Genomic DNA, 15,631 nt, shown 5'->3' on the forward strand with positions numbered 1-15,631 from the left:
AATGCTGTATTATTTAGCAGCCTGATATAATTCGCTAACTTTGTCCCAGTCTACTACATTCCAAATTGCGCCTAAATACTCAGGGCGTTTGTTTTGGTATTTAAGGTAGTAAGCATGTTCCCAAACGTCAACACCGAATACTGGAGTTTTACCTTCAGATACAGGGTTGTCCTGGTTAGGTGTGCTTGTAATTTCTAAAGCACCGTTGTTAACTACTAGCCAAGCCCAGCCTGAACCAAAACGGCCAGCGCCTGCTGCTTCAAATTCTTCTTTAAATTTATCAACTGAACCGAAAGCTGATTCAATTGCTTCTTTTAAGTCACCTGATAATTCTTTTTTCTCTGGAGAAAGTAATTCCCAGAAGAATGTGTGGTTGAGGTGTCCCCCACCATTATTACGTACCGCAGTCTTGATGTTTTCTGGTACAGCGTCTAAGTTTTTAACAATTTCTTCGATCGATTTAGACTCGAGATCTGTACCTTTAACTGCGTCGTTTAATTTTGTTACATAAGTGTTATGGTGCTTAGAGTGGTGAATCTCCATCGTTTCTTTGTCGATATGAGGTTCTAAAGCATCATAAGCGTATGGTAATTTTGGTAATTCAAAAGCCATAATTAAAAATCTCCCTTCAAAATTGTTTACATCCTAAATATAGCAATTTGATGTTAAAATAACAATTAGATTGCTTAAGGTTTATTTAAATAAGACTAAGGTCTTATTATTATACATATTTAAGGATGATAGAATGAAATACTTTGAATTTATTAAACGTCTTGCAACATTTAAAAAGTATCCTCTGTTTCGTACTGTACCCTTTCGGTATCTGCTGCTAAACATATTACTGCTGTCGATTCTTATTTCGCTGCCTTTTATTACTTCTTTATTGGCAACGGTAAATACATTTTCCAGCCTGTCTGAAATTGGCGATGAAATTCCCGAGTTTCAAATAGCAAACGGTGAGTATCAGGGTGAAGAGAAACGACTTAACCTAAATGATCAGCAGCTTCTGTTTACGCCGGATATCTCACAGGATGATACAGCTGAACTGGGCGATGATATTCTATTCGCCTTTCTGAGCGATGGGATTTACATAAAAGATATTCAAAACGGCACATTCAGCTACAGTTTTATAGGAGATATAAATGATAATGAATCACTCGAACAATTTGTCTCAAGTCAGATGTCGAGTTTGTATTTCTACATATTTATTTATATTACTATATATGTTGTCGTTATTTATTTCTTTATTTTTACGCTGATGCTGATGCTGTCTTTATTATTAAGTTTTATTGCAAATCTTGCGGGCAGGAAAACAGATTATATGAACTGGTTTAAAATCGGTTCATATATAATGATGCTGCTCGCACTGCCGATTGGAATAATTGCAGCCTACACAGAAACCTTTTACTGGGTTATACTGGTAACCGCATTAATACCGTATATTTATTACTTTAAAAAGCTGCCAAAACAAAAGAAAACGCATTCCTAATGCAAGATGGTTACATTTGTCTCAGTTTTTTATTATAATAAGATTATAAATTAGAAAGAATTTTAGATTAGGGGCTTGTATATGTCTGGAATTACACATCGTACACAAACTAGAAAAGTTAAAGTTGGCGATCTTACTATCGGCGGAGCCGATGAAATTATCATTCAAAGTATGACAACTACGAAAACACATGATGTTGAAGCGACTGTTGCTCAGATTAACGAGCTTGAAGAAGCAGGATGTCAGATTGTTCGCGTTGCATGTCCAAAAGAAGAAGATGCGCTTGCTATTGCAGAGATTAAAAAACGCATCAATATACCGCTTGTTGTCGATATTCACTTCGACTATAAGCTTGCATTAATCGCAGTTGAAGGCGGAGCGGATAAAATCCGTATCAACCCTGGGAACATCGGGCGCCGTGAAAAAGTGGAAGAAGTCGTTAAAGCTTGTAAAGCTAAAGGCATTCCAATCCGTATCGGTGTTAACGCAGGAAGTCTTGAACGCCATATTATTAAAAAATACGGTTTCCCGACTGCAGACGGAATGGTTGAAAGTGCACTGCATCATATTAAGATCTTAGAAGATCTTGATTTCCACGATATTATCGTTTCGATGAAAGCATCAGATGTTAACCTTGCAATTGAAGCGTATGAAAAAGCGTCTGAAGCATTTGATTACCCGCTCCATATCGGTATCACGGAAAGTGGAACGTTATTTGCAGGTACTGTTAAAAGTGCCGCTGGTCTCGGTACAATTATTTCAAAAGGTATCGGCAACACAATGCGTATTTCATTATCAGCAGATCCGGTTGAGGAAATTAAAGTATGTAAAGAACTTCTGAAAACTTTCGGTCTTGCGAGTAATGCAGCGACTCTTATCGCCTGCCCTACATGCGGACGTATCGAAATTGACCTGATTGCTATTGCAAACGAAATGGAAGAATACATTTCGCACGTTAAAGCACCGCTTAAAGTAGCAGTACTCGGTTGTGCAGTAAACGGACCCGGTGAGGCCCGCGAAGCCGATATTGGTATAGCTGGTGCCCGCGGAGAAGGATTACTCTTCATGCATGGTAAAACAGTGCGTAAAGTACCTGAAGAAACTATGGTTGATGAACTCAAGAAAGAAATCGACATTATGGCAGAAGCACACTACGAAAAACAGCGTCTTGAAAAAGAAGAAGCTGAAGCTAAATAATATATTTACACCCGCGGCTTTGTGCCTCGGGTATTTTTATGTCTTCATTGCTATTTTATATATAGATATATATAGTAAATCATGGAAATTAATTTATTTGAATAAAAGTCAGGTGTAATCTATGAAAAAAGTTATGAATATAATATTTCTTACAATAATCGCTCTGATTCTGCTTATTGTCTTAGTATTCTGGTTTACAGATACAGTTATCCGCCCCTCAGTTGCGGTATTGCTAGTAGTAATTCTCGGCATCGCTGTAATTATTAAAAACAGCTTGGCGAAGAAAACGAGCGAAGAAGAACAAGAGAAATAGTGATGTTCAGGGGCGTTGTTCAAAACACAGTGACGAGTTAACACCTTTATACCGTCATTGTGAAAACCACAGTGACGACTTAACACATCTATCCCGTCATTGTCAAAGTCACAGTGACCCGTTAAGCTCATTATTTCTTATAAAAACAAAAAACAGCGCGTAACTCCAAATTAAGAGTTACACGCTGTTTTATTCTATTGGCATACTTCGCATAAACCGTATAGTTCCACTTTATGGCTGTTAATTTTAACGCCGTTTAATTCGCTTTCCCACGTTTTGACCGGGCAGTATTGAACGACTTTCGTTTCTCCGCAGCGTTCGCATATAAAATGATGATGGTGATGATCCGTACAAGAGATCTTATACTGCATTTCTCCGCCGAATGTCGTCTGCTCCAGTACATTGATGTCTTTTAGAGTATGAAGGTTCCGGTAAATCGTATCATAACTGATTCCCGGATATTCCTTATTCATCATCTCCTGAATTTCTTTAGCAGATAAATAGCGTTCGTCTTCCATAAATATTTCAATCATGCGAAGACGTTTTTTAGTTACTTTAAATTTTGCTTCTTTTAACATTTCTTTATAATCCACTAGTTCTTTGTGCATTCCTAACCACTCCTACACGATTTAATACCAGCGTACATAATAATATAGCGATAGATACAAGTACTATCGTACCTCCGGGTGATATGTTCAGATGGAATCCGAGGAACAGACCCGCTATTACTGAAATTTCTCCAAAAATTATGCTGACAATCATAAGCTGCTTGAAACTTGAAGTGATTCTCATCGCACTTGCAACCGGCAGTGTCATCATTGCACTGACCAGCAGTATGCCGACGATGCGCATCGATGCACTGATTACTAGCGCAACAAGGATAATAAATATGATGTGAATATATTTGCTCAATTTCATAACGCCTGCATATTCTTCATCAAATGAAATAAAGAACATCTCTTTGTATAAGAAGAATACAAACAGGATAACGATTGCACCAATTATACTAATCAGTATGAGGTCGCTGAAACTGACCGCGCTGATACTCCCGAACAGGTAACCGAATAAATCCTGATTAAAGCCGTTTGCCAGCGATAAGAATAATACGCTGAGTGCGATACCGAGACTCATTATTATCGGAATTGCTATTTCCGAGTAATGTTTATACAGGCCTCTAAGCTTTTCAATACCGAGCGCACCGATTACAGAAAATACGACACCTGAAATTACCGGATTAATTACGATATTAAATACTGATGTTAAGTACACACCGAAAGCGATGCCGCCAAGCGCAACATGACTTAGTGCATCTGCGATTAACGACAGCCTTCTCACCACGATAAACGTCCCGAGGAGCGGTGCAATCAGTCCAACGATAATTCCGCTGATAAATGAATATTTCATAAAGTCGTAGTTTAATATTGCTTCGATCATTTACAGCACTCCCTCTGATGGTTATGAGAAACGAGCTGCAGCGGAAAGCCGTAAATTTTTGATAACTCTGCTTCGCCGAGATTCTGGAACTCCGTATTAGTGCCGTGGAAATGAAGGTGCTCATTTAAACAGGCAACTTTATCGGCATTATCGACAACGACACCGATATCATGTGTTACAAGCAAAATCGTTACATTTTGTTTTTTTAATTTGAACAGCACATTATAAAAATCTTTAACATGCTTGCTGTCAATTCCCTCAGTCGGCTCATCCAGCACTAAAATGGATGGCTCATTAATCAATGCACGTGCGATAAATACACGCTGGGCCTGGCCGCCGGACAGGTTTGATACGTTCTGATGCTTAATATGTTCAATATCAAGCAGTTTTAAAGTTTTATCCAGCTGCTCATTATCCTTTTTCGTAAATCTTTTAAACAGCCCTTTTTCTTTTGTCAGCCCGCTTAAGACAACTTCTTTGACGGTAGCCGGGAAGCCTTTCGCATGAGCTGCGGCTTTTTGCGATACGTAGCCGATTTCCTGCCATGCATTAAATGATTTACGTGTCTTCCCGTTAATCAGTATATTGCCCTGCTGCAGTTTATATACACCGAGAATTAATTTCAGCAGTGTAGATTTTCCGGAGCCATTCGGTCCGACAATTGCCAGAAATTCTCCCTGGTTAATTGAAAAGGAAATATTCTGGAGTGCAGGTGTCGCTTCCAGCTTATCTTTATATTCATATGTTACGTCTTTAATTTCAAACACAGGCACAGCCATTAACAAGACTCCTTTTATTTATGTCCAAATATATTTTACAGGAATCATTACGTTTTGTAAATAGGAATGATTACGAAAAAAGAACACCCCCGAAGAAGTGTTCCCTGAATTTAACTATTCTAATGCAGCTACGGCAGGATTAATTTTTACTAACAAGTTCGGATCAAATTCCCCCGACTTAATCATATCAATTTCGTGTTTGTATGGTGCAACGCGATTTGTCTTATCCGGACCGACGAATGGAGTTTCTAATATTTTTGGAACGTCAGTGAATTCCGGATGATTTATAATATAAGCCAGTGCATCAAACCCGATATGGCCGAAACCAAAGTTTTCATGTCTGTCTTTATGTGCGCCAATTGGATTTTTAGAATCATTCATGTGAAGAATTTTAATACGGTCGATACCAACAAGTTTATCAAACTCGTTTAATACACCGTCAAAATCGTTTTTAATATCATAGCCTGCGTCGTGAACGTGACACGTATCGAATGTAACACTCAAACGTTCGTTGTTCGTGACACCGTCCATGATATGTGCGATTTCTTCAAATGTACGTCCGATTTCAGAGCCTTTGCCCGCCATAGTTTCCAATGCAATCTGCACATCGTTGTCGTTAGATAAGACTTCATTAAGTCCTTTTACAATCTGCTTAATTCCCGCTTCGCTGCCGGCACCGACGTGCGCACCAGGGTGAAGGACAATCTGTTTTGCACCAAGTGCTTCAGTACGGACGATTTCTTCCTGTAAAAATTCAACGCCTAAATTGAAGACGTGAGCTTTTTCAGTATTGGCGATATTAATAATATAAGGCGCGTGGACGACGAAATTCTTAATGCCGAGTTCCGCCATCGCCTGCTGTCCTTTTTCGATATTCAGATCTTCAATTTTTTTACGGCGCGTATTTTGCGGTGCACCGGTATAAATCATAAATGTAGATGCACCATAATCTGCTGCAGTAGTCACTGACTCTTCCAGCATTTTTTTACCGCTCATCGAAACATGTGATCCCAATAACATTTATATCAACCTCTACTTATTGTCTTTTTTATTTCGTTTTTTCTCATTGCGTGATTTTGCTTTCGCATAGCGTCTGCGTTCCTGGCGCTCAAGTTCTTCTTTTTGGAACTTAATTTTCTTTTTATAGCCAGGTTTTACTTTTTTAGGACTGCGCACTTTGTAATTTTGTGTTTTGTTCGTCTTGCTTCGTGTGTTTCTGCCTGCGCGCTGCGTACGGTCCTTAATTTCTTTCAGCTCGCCGCCGCGGATGTCTTCATGATTGAAAACATATCCTTTACCTTCAAGAGCATCAATTTCGTTTTGTTCACTCGGTTCGTAAAGTGTAATCGCAACACCGCTGTACTGTCCTCTGCCGACACGCCCTACTCTGTGAGTAAAGAATTCAATCTGCTTCGGAATATCGTAGTTAATAACATGTGATGCGCCGTCAAAGTCCAGTCCTCTTGATGCCAGGTCACTTGCAACAACCCAGTGGTAGTCAAGATTTTCTATTTTCTTAATTTCCTGTGTCCGTTCACGCGGCTTTAATCCTCCGTGGAATAATCCAACGTTTATGCCTGCTTCTTTTAAATAAGCATACAATTCATCGGCACGTTCACGTGAATTGGCAAAAATTAATCCGGTATACGGAGTAATGTTTTTAGTCAGCTCGAGAGTTTTCTCTAATCTGCTGCTTCCTTTTACAGGTACAAGGCTGTAATGAATAGACGCTTTATTAAGCGGTGTATCAATTACAATAATTTCAGTTTCGCCAATGTATTTTTCCATAAATTGTTTTACCGGTTCAGGGATAGTGGCCGAAAAGACCAGAAACTGGCTTGCTGTCGAAATGCGGTTGGATATATAGTCGACGTCAGCCATAAAGCCTAAATCAACCATTAAGTCTGCTTCATCGATTACAACAGACTTCGCAGAGTGAATATCCAGTGCCTGTTTATCGATTAAATCCTTGATGCGTGTCGGTGTACCAATAACAAGCTGAGGATTTTGACGTGCACGCTCTTCATCGCGTTTCATTTCCGTTCCGCCGATAAATGCACGGCAGCTGATTTCATCGTATGATTCGAGAACTTTTCTCGCCATATTATCCAGCTGTTTCGCCAGTTCTCTCGTCGGCGCCATTACTATAACCTGAGGCGTTTTTTTAGCGCCGTCGATATTATAAATAAGCGGCAGTAAAAAGGCATGGCTCTTCCCGCTCCCTGTTGCTGACTGTGCAACAACATTGCTGCCTTTCATTATACGGGGTATCACTCGCTCTTGCACCATCGTCGGATGTGTGAACCCGACCTTCTCTATTGCATCGAGCATTGTGTTGTTAAATTCAAATCTTTTAAATGCATTTGACATATATGTCACCTGTCCCTTTCAAACTCCTTATCAATTATAACTAAAAATGCATATTTACGCTATAATAATCGTTCATCCATTTGGATGATTTGAATATCCCGTAAAATTAAGTATAATCATATGTAAGGAGGAGTTCTACTTATGGATATTATAAAAATCTCACCGCGCGGTTACTGTTACGGTGTTGTTGATGCAATGGTGATTGCACGCAACGCTTCTTTGGATCAGTCACTGCCGCGTCCTATATATATATTAGGTATGATTGTACACAATAAACATGTGACGGATGCTTTTGAAGAAGAAGGTATTATCACACTCGACGGGCCGAACCGCCTTGAAATCCTCGAGCAGATTGAGAATGGTACTGTTATTTTTACAGCTCACGGTGTCTCACCGCAGGTAAAAGCACGCGCTAAAGAAAAAGGACTTGTCTGCATCGATGCAACATGTCCTGACGTAGAATTCACACATGATCTGATCAGAGAAAAAACGGCGGATGATTATGATGTTATCTACATCGGCAAGAAAGACCACCCTGAGCCGGAAGGTGCAATAGGCGTTTCACCGGATCACGTTCATCTAATTGAAACACAGGAAGACGTTGCAACTCTGCCGGCCCACCTTGCAGATAAAAAACTTATCGTTACAAACCAGACGACGATGAGCCAATGGGACGTCAGCCATATTATGGATGAACTTAAAGTACAGTTCCCGCACATCGAAGTGCATAAGGAAATCTGTCTTGCGACTCAGGTCAGACAGGAAGCTGTCGCAGAACAGGCAGGAGAAGCTGATCTTCTTATCGTAGTCGGCGATCCTAAGAGTAACAACTCTAACCGTCTGACACAGGTTTCAAAAGAAATTGCTCATACGAATGCTTACCGTATCAGTTCATTAAACGAATTGAAAAACGAATGGCTTGAAGGCGTTGAAAAAGTTGCAGTTACTGCAGGTGCTTCTACCCCGACACCAATCGTTAAAGAAGTAATTACGTATATTAAAAACTACAACATTGAGCAGCAGACTGCTCCTGAGTCATCAGTACCGATGGCTAAAATTTTACCGAAAATTAAAAATCCTACACCAGTTAAGGTGATGGAATAAAAAAAGACTGCGAAATCTAAATTTTAGATTTCGCAGCTTTTTTATTTATTCAAATGGATTTGTTGATACTTTTGATGCTGTAACAGGAACATCGAGCTCGTCGTCAATTAACTCTGCAAGCCCCGACGTCATTAATACTTCCAAGTAGTGACCTGCGTCGATTATATTATGCCCTGCAGCCTTTGCATCATATGCTTCATGATACTTAACGTCACCTGTAATGAGCACGTCAGCACCCTTGTTAAATGATGCTTCACGGTAGCTCATTCCTGCGCCGCCGATAACAGCTGCAGTGTTAATGATTCTATCGTCTGCTTTAACGACATTAACAGTTTTAAGCCCGGTTTTGTTTTCTATCAAGTGAACAAGACTGTCCAGTGTATCCCCGTAATTGAATTTCACTCCCAGTCCTGTGTCAGTCTCTCTGTCGAGACTGTAGACGTCAAAAGCGGGCTCCTCATAAGGATGATACTTTCTGACTGCATCAATTACAGCATGCTGATCCCTGCCGTCAAAAATACATTCTATGATATATTCATCCACGTATTCAAGTTTTCCGGATTCACCAATCGTCGGATTAGCTTCAGCTTCAGGTTTGAACTGGCCGTGAACTTCGTATTCATAGCTGACTTCTGTATAATCTCCCATATCACCTACCGGTGCATTTTTCAGCAGATTTTGTTTAAACGCTTCTTTGTCCTCAGTATTAATATTTACTCTGAGTTTTTTGAAGTTCCCTTTTTTAGGCAGCAGTATTTCAGTATCGGGATAACCGAGTGCAGCTGCAATTATATGGCTGACTCCATTCTTCTGATGATCCAGATTTGTATGCATCACAATCAAATTAATATCATTCTTAATCAGTTTGCGGATGACCAGCCCCGGCCCTTCGTTTACCACTTTTGAAATTTCAGGGAAAATTAAAGGATGATGACTGATAATAACGTTGGCATTTTTCATGACGGCTTCATCAACAGTATCAGCACTGCAGTCAAGCGCAGTAATAATACCTGTTACTGTATCCTCTTCATTACCAACCAGCAGTCCCGTATTATCCCATTTTTCACTGTCTGAAAATGGGGCAATTTCATTTAATTGTTTAAGCAGATCACTTATCTTTAACATTCTCCAGCACCTCATCGACATATTTAAGATTAGATTCAAGTCTTTCAACTTTATCTATATTCTTCTCTCTATCGTTGATACCATTTAATATTTTCTCCATATGACTCTTTTCACGTTCCAGCTGCCCGATAAACACCGGTTCTCTTTTTTCTATATTTACAGGACCAAAACGCAGTTCAGCTTCACTGTATTCAACAGCTTCTTTTGAATGGTCAAAAACAATAATATCGTAAAAATGAGGACCGTCTTTTAACTGCAGTTCCTCGGTAATCTTATAATTATGTTCAGCCATTATTTTACGTATTGGATAAGGATAAGTATTGGCCTGCACGATAAAGCGCGGTGTACCTTGAACAAACTTCATTCCGCTTTCAATGATACTTGCGATTAATGGTCCGCCCATGCCGCAAATCGTAATAGTATCAGCATCATCCATACTGCGAAGGACAGATAAACCGTCTCCCAGTCTGATTATAATTTCATCGGATAATTTATTCTGCTGTACATTTTTAACAGAAGAATCATAAGGCCCTCTGGCAATTTCTCCGCATATCGCTTTTTTAATAATATTTTCATTTACAGCGTAAATCGGTAAATACGCATGATCGGAACCGATATCAACAAGTTCATCTCCAACAATATATTCTGATACTGTCTTAAGCCTCTGGTTTAACATTTCCTCACTCCTGTATTAAAAAAAGACTCCCATCATTGAGAGTCTTTTTTATAGATAATTACTGTTCAGAAAAGAACTGATATAAAGCTGTAAGTTCTTCATCTGCAATCTGGTCTGCCGAGAATGCAGGCATAGAACCTTGACCGTCACGTACGATTGACGTGAACTCGTCTTCAGCAAGACTTGTTCCAGCTAGTGCAGGACCCATTCCGCCGCTGAAGTCTTGACCGTGACATGAAGCACAGTTATCACGAGCGATACCTTCTGCGTCAACGTCGCCGCTTGATGCTTCTTCGCCGCCGCCTGATTCCTCAGAACCTTCTTCTGTTGCAACATCTTCTTCACCGTCATCAGTTGCGCCTAGTCCGGAAAGCAGGAACACAAGTCCGACTCCAAGGAATATAATCAGTAAGAATGGAATTATAGGATTTTTATTCATTATGTTACCCCCTCATCTGTTATTCATGTTATCTCATATATAATTGTATCTCAAATTGTGTCAAAGTCAAAACAATTTTAAGAAAATATTACACTGCTAATCCATAAAGTCTTTTAATTTCTTACTTCTCGATGGATGTCTTAATTTGCGCAGTGCTTTTGCTTCAATTTGTCTGATACGTTCGCGGGTAACACCGAATACTTTACCTACTTCTTCCAATGTGCGCGTTCGTCCATCGTCAAGACCGAAACGCAGACGGAGTACATTTTCTTCACGATCTGTCAGGGTATCAAGCACGTCTTCGAGCTGTTCTTTTAACAGTTCGTAAGCTGCATGATCTGACGGGCTCTGTGCATCCTGATCTTCGATAAAGTCACCAAGATGGCTGTCGTCTTCTTCACCGATAGGCGTTTCAAGAGACACAGGCTCCTGAGCGATTTTAAGAATTTCACGGACTTTTTCAGCAGGCAGATCCATTTCTTCACCGATTTCTTCAGGAGTCGGTTCGCGTCCTAAATCCTGAAGCAGCTGGCGCTGAATACGGATAAGTTTGTTAATTGTCTCAACCATGTGCACCGGAATACGGATTGTTCTTGCCTGGTCGGCAATAGCACGAGTAATCGCCTGGCGAATCCACCAAGTTGCATAAGTCGAGAATTTAAAACCTTTAGTAAAGTCGAATTTTTCTACAGCTTTAATCAGCCCCATGTTTCCTTCCTGAATCAGGTCAAGGAAGAGCATGCCGCGTCCGACATAGCGTTTTGCAATACTTACCACGAGACGTAAGTTTGCTTCAGCCAAGCGGCTTCTCGCAATATCGTCCCCCTGCTCGATACGTTTCGCCAGTTCTACTTCTTCAGCAGCAGTTAATAAATCAACTCGTCCGATTTCTTTAAGGTACATACGCACAGGGTCGTTAATTTTAACGCCTGGAGGTGCACTCATATCAGAGAGATCCAGTTTTTCGTTTGTATCCGACGAATCTTTTTCATTAATCATCTGAACTTCATTTTCGTTTAATTCTTCGAAAAATTCGTCCATCGCATCTGAATCCAGCTCGAAGTTTGCTAATTTATCTGCAACTTCTTCATGAGACAGCTGGCCGTCCTTTTTCCCTTTTTCCAACAGGTATGCTTTCGCCTGTTCGACAGTTGTGAATTCAAGTTCTTTAATTTCAGCTGCAATTGTTTTTTTCTTCGCCATACTGTGCCTCCTAAGTTATCAAAAACTACATTTTGTACGTCCGGTTAAGCTCAACTAGTTCCTGGGTAAGCTTAATCTGCAGTTCAAAGTCATTATCACGTTCCGCAACTTCAAGTCTGCGGTATAATTCCTGTTTTTCGTTTTCACTATTTCTTATACCACTTAAATCTTCCAGATAATCATTTATTTCACTATGTGAGACATCTTCATGAATCAACATGCCGTCGAGTTCTATCAATGTGTCCGTCAGTGCGGGATCAAGATAATTAAGGGCTAGAGACAGATCGAAAACTGTATGTGCTTCAAAATAGGCACAAAGTCCTCTTATTATATCATAGTAAGGACCGTAAGTTAAGACATTCCCATCAAGCGTATCACTGTATTCAAGCAGATACTCGCGGTTTACCATCATTATTCTCGTCACATAGCGTTCTTTTTTCTGACGCTGTGATAATTGCTGACGCTGCGGTTCAGGTATAGCGTAGTTTGTCTCCTGCCTCACCGGTTTTGGTATTTGCCCGGATAACGCCTGCTTATCGACACCGAAAATAGAACTGATTGTACCAACCAGCCGTTCAGCTGTTAAATGATCACTGACATACTGCATGTCGTTTGCAAGTGAGTTCAAGTGCTGTGTAAACTTCATGTCGTTCTCTTTCGCGTCGTGGCGCAGGACTTCTGCTTTAAAGTGCAGATAATGCTGCTGCTGGTCCTGAATAAACTGTTCAAATTCCTCTGCACCAAACGTTTCAATATATTCATCCGGGTCCATTTTATCAGGAATTTTCTGCACATAGACATTTAGGCCGCGCTTAAGGAGAGTATCCCCCACTTTCAGCGTAGCATTTCGTCCGGCAGAGTCGCCGTCGAACATAATCGTGACGTTTGATGACAGACGTTCAAGCAGATTTAAATTTTCCTGGCTGAGTTCCGTTCCCATCGTTGCAACGATATGTCTGACCTTGGTCATTTTAACTTTTAAAACGTCAAGATGACCTTCCATTAAAATGATGTTATCGAGCTTTCTGACATGTTTTCTGGCATCGTTTAAGTTAAAAAACAGTTCCCGTTTTTTAAATATTTCTGTTTCAGGTGTATTTAAATATTTGGGTTCACTGCCGTCGATGCTCCTCGCAGTATAGCCAACGTGGTGTCCCTGATGATTCTTTATTGGAATCATAATGCGCCCGACAAAGCGGTCGTAATAAGAAAAGTTTTCTTCATTTCTGGACAGCAAGCCTGCCTGGTATGCCGTTTCTTCGTTATAGCCCTGTTCAAGCAGTGCATTTTTTGCAAAGTAAGACATATTCGGTGCGAAACCAATTTTTTCAGCGCGGATCAGATCTGTGCTGAAGCCTCTGTCCCGCAAGTATTGGAGCGGTTTTTCACCCTCGTTGGTGTTCATAAGAAGATGATGGTAAAGATCCGTCATATAATCGTGCATGCGGATAAGCGTCATATCGCTTTCTCTGACATTGCTCGTTTCAGTATCTATTTTTATATTCAGCGGTTCTCCGAGTTTTGCTGCCGCTTCAGCGAAAGACATACTCTCAATTTCCATTAAAAACTGGAATACGTTACCGCCCTTTTTACAGCCGAAACAATGTGCAATCTGTTTTTCCGGACTGACGGAAAAAGATGGTGTCTTCTCATCGTGAAACGGACAGAGACCAACATAGTTTCTCCCGCGCCGTTCAAGTTTAATATAACTTGCAACTAACTCAGTGATGTCGGTCTCGTCCTTTATTTTAGCTATGGTTTCCTCGGGTATTCTCAAATTATCACCCTCTAATATTACTATCGCTGTCTACGTATTTCATAATAGCATTCGCTGTTTCCTCAATCGCTTTATCGGATACGTCTATTATCGGACAGCCTATTTTACCGATTATTTCATCGAAGTAAGTAAGCTCGTCTTCAATGCGCGTACTGTTGGCATACATTGCTGTGTCTTTTAAGCCGAGCTGGCTTAAACGCTCCTTGCGGATTTTATATAATGTATCCGGGTTAATGCGCAACGCGACACACTTTTCAGGGTCTACATCGAATAATTCAGCCGGCGGCTTCACTTCCGGTACGAGCGGAACATTCATCACTTTGTATTTCTTTAAAGCTAAAAATTGCGACAGCGGTGTTTTCGAAGTTCTTGAAACACCAAGCAGCACGATATCTGCCTTATCAAGTCCGCTTGTATCTTTGCCGTCATCGTATTTTACAGCAAATTCAATCGCTTCGATTTTTTTGAAATACTCTTCGTCAAGACGGTGAACACGGCCAGGTTCATTGTATGGTTCAAGACCTGTTGCTTTCGCTATTTCATCCATCAGCGGCCCCATTACATCGATATAGGAAATGTCTTCTTTTTCGAGTTCAGCGGCCATGTATGTTCTTAAATCAGGTGTAATTAAAGTATAGACGACTAATGCATTTTTGCTTTTAGCTAAATCTATCACGTCATCAATGTCATCGCAGCTGTTCACATACGGATAACGATCGATGACATTATCGGGTGCGTCGATTTTAAATTGTGACAGGCATGCTTTCGTTACGAGTTCGCCTGTTTCTCCGACTGAGTCTGATGCAACGATTATTTTAAAATTCGACATTATTTTTTCACTCCATTAAATTTACAAATACTTTTGTAATATTGGTTTTAGTAATCCTGCCTGTAACTTCAATTCTGCCGTTACTTTCTTTTACTACCGGCAGTGAATCAATCTGTCTGTCAATGATCTGTTTTGCAACATATAAAAGAAGGTCATCCGGATAACACATCGTAATGTTGGGCGTCCGGGTCATTACTGCACTGACCGGCGTATTTTCTGTATCATTGAAACTCATCGTTCCTTTTAACAGGTCTTTTCTTGAGACAACACCGGCCAGAGACTGCTCGTTATCAATAACGTACAGCGTGCCTACATCTTCCAGGAACATCTTGACGATTGCATCGTAAATACTTGTTTCAACAGTAATTAAAATAGGTAAACTTTGTACATCCCGCACTAATATATTATTTACTTTAAGTGCGATGACGTCGTTTGTTTCTTTGCCGGTATAAAAATAACCGACACGAGGTCTTGCATCCAAAAAGCCGGACATCGTCAATATAGCCAAATCCGGTCGTAATGTCGCACGGGTCAATGACAGCTGTGCGGCAATTTTACTGCCCGTAATCGGCCCGTGCTGCTTAACTATGCTTAGAATTTTTTCTTGGCGTTCGTTCAGTTCCACGTTCTCACTCCCAACATTAATATTATATAATATTTACAGAGATAAAGAAATATGATCGTACTTGCATTCATTCTGCTCTAATTATATAATAGCCTTAAGCGAGTCAGGAATGGTGTGAGCCTGGCAGCAAATATGGCATAATAATTTACAAATACAATTAATTTTATATATAAAAGCGAGTTTTCTTACTAAATTGGGTGGAACCGCGGGCTACGCTCGTCCCTGGATAGCATTTTTTATGCTGTTCAGGGACTTTTTTATATATAAATTA

Annotated in this window: 17 protein-coding genes; 4 read left to right on the top strand and 13 right to left on the bottom strand. The window is 40.2% G+C overall.

Annotation, left to right across the window (positions count from 1 at the left end):
• Positions 1-9 precede the first annotated feature (9 nt).
• Positions 10-612 carry a superoxide dismutase gene (locus H625_RS0100710; RefSeq protein ID WP_026858157.1) on the bottom strand — a complete coding sequence of 201 codons (603 nt, stop codon included), beginning with the start codon at positions 610-612 and terminating at the stop codon, positions 10-12.
• A 133-nt stretch (positions 613-745) separates the two neighbouring features.
• Between H625_RS0100710 and H625_RS0100715 the strand changes: the two genes are divergently transcribed.
• The 3 genes from H625_RS0100715 (at position 746) to H625_RS0100725 (ending at position 2,999) form a co-directional block, all read left to right on the top strand.
• A complete protein-coding gene (locus H625_RS0100715; RefSeq protein WP_026858158.1) occupies positions 746-1,489 on the top strand; it encodes a DUF1189 family protein in 744 nt (247 codons plus the stop codon).
• A 75-nt stretch (positions 1,490-1,564) separates the two neighbouring features.
• Positions 1,565-2,686 carry a flavodoxin-dependent (E)-4-hydroxy-3-methylbut-2-enyl-diphosphate synthase gene (gene ispG, locus H625_RS0100720; RefSeq protein ID WP_156897161.1) on the top strand — a complete coding sequence of 374 codons (1,122 nt, stop codon included), beginning with the start codon at positions 1,565-1,567 and terminating at the stop codon, positions 2,684-2,686.
• Positions 2,687-2,807: 121 nt separating this feature from the next.
• Positions 2,808-2,999 carry a hypothetical protein gene (locus H625_RS0100725; RefSeq protein ID WP_026858160.1) on the top strand — a complete coding sequence of 64 codons (192 nt, stop codon included), beginning with the start codon at positions 2,808-2,810 and terminating at the stop codon, positions 2,997-2,999.
• 194 nt (positions 3,000-3,193) lie between these two features.
• Here the strand turns inward: H625_RS0100725 and H625_RS0100730 are convergent, their stop codons facing one another.
• From H625_RS0100730 to H625_RS0100750, 5 genes are all read right to left on the bottom strand, one after another.
• Complete coding sequence (locus H625_RS0100730; RefSeq protein WP_026858161.1) at positions 3,194-3,607, bottom strand: Fur family transcriptional regulator; 414 nt, start codon at positions 3,605-3,607, stop codon at positions 3,194-3,196.
• Positions 3,582-4,433, bottom strand: coding sequence for a metal ABC transporter permease (locus H625_RS0100735; RefSeq protein ID WP_026858162.1), 852 nt, complete (start codon positions 4,431-4,433; stop codon positions 3,582-3,584). The genes H625_RS0100730 and H625_RS0100735 overlap by 26 nt, the downstream gene beginning before the upstream one ends.
• Positions 4,430-5,212: a metal ABC transporter ATP-binding protein gene (locus tag H625_RS0100740; protein WP_026858163.1), complete on the bottom strand. Its 783-nt coding sequence runs from the start codon at positions 5,210-5,212 to the stop codon at positions 4,430-4,432. The genes H625_RS0100735 and H625_RS0100740 overlap by 4 nt, the downstream gene beginning before the upstream one ends.
• Positions 5,213-5,326: 114 nt before the next feature.
• Positions 5,327-6,232 (bottom strand): deoxyribonuclease IV, encoded by a 906-nt coding sequence (locus H625_RS0100745; RefSeq protein WP_026858164.1) that lies wholly within the window; start codon positions 6,230-6,232, stop codon positions 5,327-5,329.
• 12 nt (positions 6,233-6,244) lie between these two features.
• Positions 6,245-7,582, bottom strand: coding sequence for a DEAD/DEAH box helicase (locus H625_RS0100750; RefSeq protein WP_026858165.1), 1,338 nt, complete (start codon positions 7,580-7,582; stop codon positions 6,245-6,247).
• Between the two features lie 141 nt (positions 7,583-7,723).
• Here H625_RS0100750 and H625_RS0100755 point away from each other — a divergent pair, with 141 nt between their 5' ends.
• A complete protein-coding gene (locus H625_RS0100755) occupies positions 7,724-8,686 on the top strand; it encodes a 4-hydroxy-3-methylbut-2-enyl diphosphate reductase (RefSeq protein ID WP_026858166.1) in 963 nt (320 codons plus the stop codon).
• A 45-nt stretch (positions 8,687-8,731) separates the two neighbouring features.
• On the opposite strand, the gene H625_RS0100760 is transcribed toward H625_RS0100755, so the two are convergent.
• The 7 genes from H625_RS0100760 to ccpN all read right to left on the bottom strand — a co-directional run bounded on the left by H625_RS0100760 (position 8,732) and on the right by ccpN (position 15,360).
• The gene (locus H625_RS0100760) at positions 8,732-9,811 is read right to left on the bottom strand and encodes a Nif3-like dinuclear metal center hexameric protein (RefSeq protein ID WP_035784879.1); all 1,080 of its coding nucleotides are present in this window, start codon (positions 9,809-9,811) and stop codon (positions 8,732-8,734) included.
• Positions 9,795-10,487: a tRNA (adenine(22)-N(1))-methyltransferase gene (locus tag H625_RS0100765; protein ID WP_026858168.1), complete on the bottom strand. Its 693-nt coding sequence runs from the start codon at positions 10,485-10,487 to the stop codon at positions 9,795-9,797. The genes H625_RS0100760 and H625_RS0100765 overlap by 17 nt, the downstream gene beginning before the upstream one ends.
• A 58-nt stretch (positions 10,488-10,545) precedes the next feature.
• Positions 10,546-10,926, bottom strand: a complete 381-nt coding sequence (locus H625_RS0100770) for a c-type cytochrome (RefSeq protein ID WP_026858169.1) — start codon at positions 10,924-10,926, stop codon at positions 10,546-10,548.
• A gap of 96 nt (positions 10,927-11,022) precedes the next feature.
• Positions 11,023-12,129, bottom strand: a complete 1,107-nt coding sequence (rpoD, locus tag H625_RS0100775) for an RNA polymerase sigma factor RpoD (RefSeq protein WP_026858170.1) — start codon at positions 12,127-12,129, stop codon at positions 11,023-11,025.
• Between the two features lie 25 nt (positions 12,130-12,154).
• Complete coding sequence (gene dnaG / locus H625_RS0100780) at positions 12,155-13,906, bottom strand: DNA primase (RefSeq protein ID WP_026858171.1); 1,752 nt, start codon at positions 13,904-13,906, stop codon at positions 12,155-12,157.
• Positions 13,907-13,910: 4 nt separating this feature from the next.
• The gene (locus tag H625_RS0100785; RefSeq protein WP_026858172.1) at positions 13,911-14,735 is read right to left on the bottom strand and encodes a pyruvate, water dikinase regulatory protein; all 825 of its coding nucleotides are present in this window, start codon (positions 14,733-14,735) and stop codon (positions 13,911-13,913) included.
• 7 nt (positions 14,736-14,742) lie between these two features.
• On the bottom strand, positions 14,743-15,360 hold the full coding sequence (gene ccpN, locus H625_RS0100790) for a transcriptional regulator CcpN (RefSeq protein ID WP_026858173.1): 618 nt from the start codon (positions 15,358-15,360) through the stop codon (positions 14,743-14,745).
• Positions 15,361-15,631 lie beyond the last annotated feature (271 nt).

Source organism: Jeotgalicoccus psychrophilus DSM 19085, from assembly GCF_000425845.1.
In the GTDB taxonomy this organism is placed as follows: Bacteria; Bacillota; Bacilli; order Staphylococcales; family Salinicoccaceae; genus Jeotgalicoccus; species Jeotgalicoccus psychrophilus.

Coding starts and splice junctions, on each gene's coding strand:
- H625_RS0100710 (WP_026858157.1), bottom strand. CDS start 612: ATGGCTTTTGAATTACCAAAATTACCATACGCTTATGATGCTTTAGAA.
- H625_RS0100715 (WP_026858158.1), top strand. CDS start 746: ATGAAATACTTTGAATTTATTAAACGTCTTGCAACATTTAAAAAGTAT.
- H625_RS0100725 (WP_026858160.1), top strand. CDS start 2,808: ATGAAAAAAGTTATGAATATAATATTTCTTACAATAATCGCTCTGATT.
- H625_RS0100730 (WP_026858161.1), bottom strand. CDS start 3,607: ATGCACAAAGAACTAGTGGATTATAAAGAAATGTTAAAAGAAGCAAAA.
- H625_RS0100735 (WP_026858162.1), bottom strand. CDS start 4,433: ATGATCGAAGCAATATTAAACTACGACTTTATGAAATATTCATTTATC.
- H625_RS0100740 (WP_026858163.1), bottom strand. CDS start 5,212: ATGGCTGTGCCTGTGTTTGAAATTAAAGACGTAACATATGAATATAAA.
- H625_RS0100745 (WP_026858164.1), bottom strand. CDS start 6,232: ATGTTATTGGGATCACATGTTTCGATGAGCGGTAAAAAAATGCTGGAA.
- H625_RS0100750 (WP_026858165.1), bottom strand. CDS start 7,582: ATGTCAAATGCATTTAAAAGATTTGAATTTAACAACACAATGCTCGAT.
- H625_RS0100755 (WP_026858166.1), top strand. CDS start 7,724: ATGGATATTATAAAAATCTCACCGCGCGGTTACTGTTACGGTGTTGTT.
- H625_RS0100760 (WP_035784879.1), bottom strand. CDS start 9,811: ATGTTAAAGATAAGTGATCTGCTTAAACAATTAAATGAAATTGCCCCA.
- H625_RS0100765 (WP_026858168.1), bottom strand. CDS start 10,487: ATGTTAAACCAGAGGCTTAAGACAGTATCAGAATATATTGTTGGAGAT.
- H625_RS0100770 (WP_026858169.1), bottom strand. CDS start 10,926: ATGAATAAAAATCCTATAATTCCATTCTTACTGATTATATTCCTTGGA.
- rpoD (WP_026858170.1), bottom strand. CDS start 12,129: ATGGCGAAGAAAAAAACAATTGCAGCTGAAATTAAAGAACTTGAATTC.
- H625_RS0100785 (WP_026858172.1), bottom strand. CDS start 14,735: ATGTCGAATTTTAAAATAATCGTTGCATCAGACTCAGTCGGAGAAACA.